This is a genomic window from Paraburkholderia sp. BR13439 (assembly GCF_040948805.1).
In the GTDB taxonomy this organism is placed as follows: Bacteria; Pseudomonadota; Gammaproteobacteria; order Burkholderiales; family Burkholderiaceae; genus Paraburkholderia; species Paraburkholderia youngii.
Genome location: NZ_JBFPKN010000073.1, coordinates 1 through 6,425, shown reverse-complemented (window position 1 = coordinate 6,425; position 6,425 = coordinate 1). Strand labels below are relative to the sequence as shown.

Sequence of the window (6,425 nt, the reverse complement as noted above, 5' to 3'; positions counted from 1 at the left end):
TCACCAGACGGCTCTTCAGGTCTTTGTTCTCTGTCATCAGTGTCAGTGTGCAGGTGTCCACGTGGACACCTAGCTTCTGACCTTCTGCCCCTCGATGGAAGGGCGTCTTTTATTGACCGCTTACGTTTCTCTCCAGAAGTTGCGCTGCTTGATGAAGCAACGGTCGTGGTCGAGGTCGGTGCGAGCCTGCGGCTGTTCGGCGGCCTGCTCGCACTGTGCCGGGAAGCCAAGGCGGTGATGGCGACCTTGGGATTCACCGCTCGCATCAGCGCTGCGCCTACCGGACAGGGAGCATGGCTGCTGGCGAAATACGGGAACCCTCGGGTTCTGAAACTGGCGTCGCTCGAGCAACGGCTGTCTGCATTGCCGATGGTCGCGGTCCCTGAGGTCCGCCCGTTTGCCGAATGGTTTAACGGCCTGGGTTGCGAGACCATCGCCGACGTACGGCGTCTGCCCCGTGCCGGCCTGCAGCGGCGGTGCGGCGAGCACCTGCTTGATTCGCTTGACCGCGCGTTCGGCACGGCCCCAGAGTTGTTCGACTGGCTGGAGTTGCCGCCAACTTTCTCAGCCCGTATCGAGATGCCCGACCGTCTGGAACATGCGGACGGCGCGGTGTTCGGCGCGCATCGACTTGTCGTGCAACTCTGCGGATGGCTGTGCGCGAAGCAGCTTGCGGTAACAGCGATAAAACTCCTGCTCGAACACGAGCGTGGGCGCGATGCCATCGAACCGACGGCCATCGACATTGCGCTGGGTGAACCGACATGGAGAGAGGACCACCTCATCCGCCTGCTCAAGGAACGGCTGCATCGCATCGAGCTCACTGCGCCGGTTATCGCATTGCGTCTCGATGTATCCAGAGTCGAGGCGGCAGCCCCGCCGTCCGACACGCTCTTTCCGGAACCAGGAGGCTCCAGCGCGGACCATGCGCGGCTGCTTGAACTGCTCGTCGCCCGGCTTGGTGAAGACAACGTCCTTCGGCCCGCGCCGACGGCTGATCACAGGCCTGAGATAGCCAATCGCTGGGTGCCGGTGACGCGGCAACTGAAGCAGGAACCGCTTCCTGAAGGTCTTCCCAGACCAACGTGGATGGTGGACAACCCGGTGCGTCTGCTCATGCGCCAGCACCGCCCGTTTTACGGGTCGCCGTTGCGCATGGTGTCGCCCGGCGAGCGCATTGAAGCTGGCTGGTTCGACGGCGAACTGGTGACACGTGATTATTTCGTTGCGCAGGCGGAAGACCAGAGCTGCTACTGGATATACCGCGAACGTGTCAGCAGCCGCGACGCTGAAGAAGAGCCGCGCTGGTTTCTCCACGGACTGTTCGGCTGATGCGCGATGGACACGACCTTCAATGTCCTGCCGGCCTATGCCGAGCTTTTCTGCCTTTCGAATTTCACTTTTCTGCATGGTGCTTCGCATGCCGAGGAGCTGGTTGAGCGCGCGGCGCAACTCGGTTACTCGGGTCTGGCGATAACGGACGAATGCTCGCTAGCGGGTATCGTGCGCGCGCACGTGGCAGCGAAGGAGGCGAAGCTTCCGCTCGTCATCGGCTCGTACTTCCGGCTCGTCAATGCCGACGGTTCAACGGCGTTCGGTCTTATCCTTCTTGCCCAGAACCGCGAGGGATACGGGAACCTCTCCGAGCTGATTACGCTCGCCCGCACGCGTGCACCGAAAGGCCAGTACCGGTTGACGCCGCAGGACCTGTCGAGACCTGACCGGGAATGCAGCCATCTGCGCGGCGTGCCCGACTGCCTCGCGATACTGGTGCCCGACTTTCCGGCGAAGGAGGATGTCCTGGACGCGCAGCTTGAATGGCTCGATCAGACATTTCCGGGGCGTGCGTGGTGCGGGCTGGTGCTGCACCAGCGGGCGATGGATGACATCCACCGCGGCGCCGTTGAATACGTTGCCGACAGGCACGGCATACCGGTCGTCGCGCTGGGTCATGTGGTGATGCACGTGCGCTCGCGCAAGCCATTGCAGGACACGTTGACGGCCATTCGTATCGGCAGGCCGGTGCACGAATGCGGGTACGACCTGGCGCCAAACGCGGAGCAGCATCTACGCTCCCGGCTGCGACTCGCCAATCTTTATCCGGAGTACGCGCTCAGCGAAACAACCAACATCCTCGCACATTGCACCTTCTCACTCGACGAGCTTCGGTACGAATATCCCGACGAACTCGTACCACCCGGATTGACGCCTGCGGCCTACCTGCGACAGGAGACGTACATCGGTGCGCAGCGACGCTTCCCTTCGGGTATTCCGCACAACGTTCAGGAGCAGATTGAGCATGAGCTGGATCTCATAGCTGACCTGCAGTACGAGCCGTACTTTCTCACCGTCTACGACATCGTGCGTTTTGCTCGCAGCCAGCTCATCCTGTGTCAGGGGCGTGGCTCAGCGGCCAATTCCGCGGTCTGCTATTGCCTGGGCGTAACAGAGGTGGACCCTGCGCGAGGAAACATGCTGTTCGAGCGTTTCATCAGCAGGGAGCGCGGTGAACCGCCGGACATTGACGTTGACTTTGAGCACCAGCGTCGCGAAGAAGTCATCCAGTACATCTACCGGAAGTACGGTCGCGACCGCGCGGCAATCGCCGCCGCCGTGTCGACCTACCGACCTCGCGGCGCTCTTCGCGAAACCGGCAAGGCGTTGGGCGTCGACCCACAGATTGTCGATGCGGTGGCGAAGAGTCATCATTGGTTTGATGGCAAACGGGACCTCCTCAAACGTTTTGCGGAGTCTGGCCTGAATGTGGAGACGCCGCTGATTCAGGTTTGGGCATCGCTTGCGTCGCAACTCCTCGGTTTCCCGCGCCACCTGTCCCAGCACTCCGGTGGATTTGTCATCAGCAGCGGCAAACTGACGCGCCTGGTGCCCGTTGAAAATGCTGCGATGGCGGACAGGTCGGTCATCGAGTGGGACAAGGATGACCTCGAATCGCTGGGCCTGCTGAAGATTGATGTCCTGGCATTGGGCATGCTGTCGGCCATCCGCCGTACGCTCGACCTCGTGTCGGAGCAGCGCGGCGAGCGGTTCGAGATGCAGGACATCCCCGCAGAGGACCCGGAAACGTACGACATGATTTCGCGTGCCGACACCGTGGGCGTATTCCAGATCGAGTCGCGCGCGCAGATGTCGATGCTGCCTCGACTGAAGCCACGCACGTTCTATGACCTGGTTATCGAAGTCGCCATCGTACGCCCAGGACCTATTCAGGGTGGTGCCGTCCATCCGTATCTGCAACGCCGGCAGGGATTCGAGCCAGTGACCTATCCTAGCGCAGCCCTTGAGACGGCATTGGGTCGCACGCTCGGAGTGCCTATTTTTCAGGAACAGGTGATGCAGGTGGCCATTCTGGCCGCCGGCTTCAGCGCCGGAGAAGCGGACCAGTTGCGAAGGGCAATGGCAGCCTGGAAGCGCAAGGGTGGCCTGGATAAATACTACGACCGCATCGTCAACGGCATGCTCGAGCGAGGGTACGACAGGACATTCGCGGATGGCATCTTCCAGCAGATTCTCGGCTTCGGCGAGTATGGTTTTCCTGAAAGCCATGCTGCCAGCTTCGCACTGCTGGTGTATGCAAGCAGCTGGCTGAAGTGCCATGAGCCGGAAGGGTTTCTCGCGGCGATGCTGAATTCGCAGCCGATGGGTTTCTATTCGCCTTCACAACTCGTGCAGGATGCGAAGCGACACGGAGTCCAGGTCCTGCCGGTCGATGTCACGATAAGTGGCTGGGACTCAACGCTTGAACATGTGGAGGGCGCTGCGAAGCCTGCCGTCAGGCTTGGTCTGTCGCTGCTGCGAGGCATGCGCGATGGCGCCGCCGAACGCATCGAGAACGCGCGAGCCGTGCGGCCGTTCGCAACTGTCGCCGACCTGGCCCGCCGCGCCCAACTGGACCGTCATGACCTGCAGGTGCTTGCCGCGGCGAACGCGCTGTCATCGCTTGCCGGCAATCGGCGCGAAGCGCTCTGGCAGTCGGTCGCCGCCGTGCCCGACAAGGATATGCTTTCGGTCGCGACAGTGGAAGACGAAACACCGGGACTGGGTGCACCTTCCGAAGCGGAGGATATCGTGGGTGACTACCGATCGATGGGGCTGACGCTCGGGAGACATCCGCTGGAATTGCTGCGTCCACAGTTGCTTGCCAACAAACTGATGCCGGCCTCAACGCTGCAGACTTACCGCAACGGCCAGCTGGCCCGCGCCTGTGGCATCGTCACCGTGCGCCAACGGCCAGAGACTGCAAAGGGCGTTATTTTTATGACTATCGAAGATGAGACGGGCAATGTGAACGTCGTTATCTGGCCCAAAGTGCTTGAACAGCAGCGCAAGGAAGTTCTGGGCGCATCTTTGCTCGGGGTGCTTGGCGTATGGCAGCGCGAGGGTGAGGTACGGCACCTCGTGGCCCAGCGCCTCATCGATATGTCGCATCTGCTTGGCGGGCTGACGGCGGCGAGCCGGAATTTCTGCTGACCCGACAGGGTGTTTGGAACCGCAGCTTCTTTCTCCAGCAAGCTCTCTGCGCTCGCCTCGATCCGGAGTATGCGTATCATGGGAGCAGGAAACGGAGGTGCCTATGTGCTACTCGGCTCAGATTCAGGCGGACTATCGGCGATTCGAAAGAATGTTCGGTGCCATCATCAGCATCAAGGAGTTCGCGCAGCTTTTCTTCGAGCGTGCGGAGGGCAGCAAGGCAAAGATTCCGAAAGCCATGGAGGATGCGTTCCTGAATCCAACGTTCGACGACGAGCGCGAAATCAAGGCGCTCATCGAAAAATACAACGCGGAACAGACGTCGAAGCTTGAGCAGGACCTTTTCAGGCAGCGCAAGCGACTGGCCGACGCCGAACGCACGCTTCAGACGAAGGTCACCAAGGCGGCCACTGAAAGTCAGCGAATCGCCACCGACAAAATAGCGTGGACCCTCGGCAAGCTCGACGACATCCAGCGGACTGAACTTAAGCCGCGAGACTCGCGTATTTTTCCAGGGCACTACGCCCCAGTAATGGTAGTGGAGAATGGGCAGCGCGTTATTAAACCGATGCGCTACCAGTGCCGCATTGCAGGCAAGCCAGCGTCATACGACGTGAAATACCCCGGCACGTACAACGCTCGACGCGACAATCTCGAAGGCTTCTGGCGGCCCCTGTTTGGTCACTCACACGGCATCCTTGTTGTCAGCAACTTTTACGAGAATGTCCCCAAAAGCAGGACGGAAGGTCGCGCCCTCGCGGAAGGTGAGAAAGACGAGAACGTTGTCCTTCAGTTCATTCCTAATCCGCCTCACGACATGCTGGTTGCGTGCCTGTGGTCGCGCTGGACAGCACCTGGCGAACCGGACCTCCTGTCTTTTGCCGCCATCACTGATGAACCTCCGCCAGAAGTGGCGGCTGCTGGTCACGACAGGTGCATTATTCCCATCAAACCTGAAAACCTTGACGCATGGCTCAGTCCGGACACGTCCGATCTGGCCGCGCTGTATGCGATTCTTGATGACAGAGACCGACCGTTCTATGAGCACCGGCTCGCGGCATAACGATGTGAACCATGTCGAACCGGTACCTGCTCGATAAAAACGGCTACCAGTACCATTGCGGCATTGAGTAAGTACCGCAGCGTACCAGGCATCGAATAGCAGACATCGAATGGACATTTTCTACTACTGGCAGAAGCTCGAGCAGAACCTCAGGAACGGCCAGGTCGGCTACTTTGGCTCCCACAATAAGAAAGTCATTCAACTCGCAGAGCGGTTGCCAAAGCGCATTTGGGTCTTCAAAACCCCGAAGGGGATGAAAGGGTCTATACAGTTGGTCGGCTCGCTGCTTGTGAGTGATGAGCCACGCGTAGCTGTGGCTACCGACTACCCCAATGTCATTTACTACGACCCGTTCTCGCCTGAGTCCGTAATGTTCACGGACTCGGGTACGCAAGAGCGCATCCAGGAGGTCTCTGCCTATTTCCAGTATCGCTTCCACGCTGCGTTCAGTGCCAATTTCAATGGCGATACCGGGGTGCAAGCTATGGAATCGAATGTCGTCCGCGGGCTTGAAGCGCTGGTTTCTGACTGGAGCACATGCCAGATGCTCGAGCGCGTCAAGGACCGCCCAAAGGTTCAGCCCATCAATCCGTTTGCGAAACAATCAACTTGACGTCACGGTCGGTCCTCGTTGACTGCTGTCGTCTTTGCCGCTTCCCCCCGCGAGTGACTCTCGTAGCGCTACTGGAATGAGTGCCGGCCTGATGGCCGTCGTCATCCTTGCGATTGCATGCGGTGCATTTGTTATCCGTAAGCGGCCAGCAAACCCGTCTTGGCGAACTGAACTAGCGGATGGGATCCGCCGGTTGCCAGCGATGAGGCAGCAATGCTGCGATGTCGCTGGCCTTTTGAGTCGGCAATCGGGTGAGAACGT

General features: G+C 60.0%; 3 protein-coding genes and 1 pseudogene. All 4 read left to right on the top strand.

What is annotated here, in order from left to right; genetic code table 11:
• Positions 1-120: 120 nt before the first annotated feature.
• Positions 121-1,332, top strand: a pseudogene (locus AB3X96_RS41775) (DNA polymerase Y family protein); the annotation flags it as partial.
• Between the two features lie 6 nt (positions 1,333-1,338).
• Complete coding sequence (locus AB3X96_RS41770) at positions 1,339-4,488, top strand: error-prone DNA polymerase (RefSeq protein ID WP_368594316.1); 3,150 nt, start codon at positions 1,339-1,341, stop codon at positions 4,486-4,488.
• Positions 4,489-4,591: 103 nt separating this feature from the next.
• Positions 4,592-5,551, top strand: a complete 960-nt coding sequence (locus AB3X96_RS41765; protein WP_368594315.1) for an SOS response-associated peptidase family protein — start codon at positions 4,592-4,594, stop codon at positions 5,549-5,551.
• 109 nt (positions 5,552-5,660) lie between these two features.
• Entirely contained in the window at positions 5,661-6,164 is a 504-nt protein-coding gene (locus tag AB3X96_RS41760) for a hypothetical protein (protein ID WP_368594314.1), read from the top strand.
• Positions 6,165-6,425 lie beyond the last annotated feature (261 nt).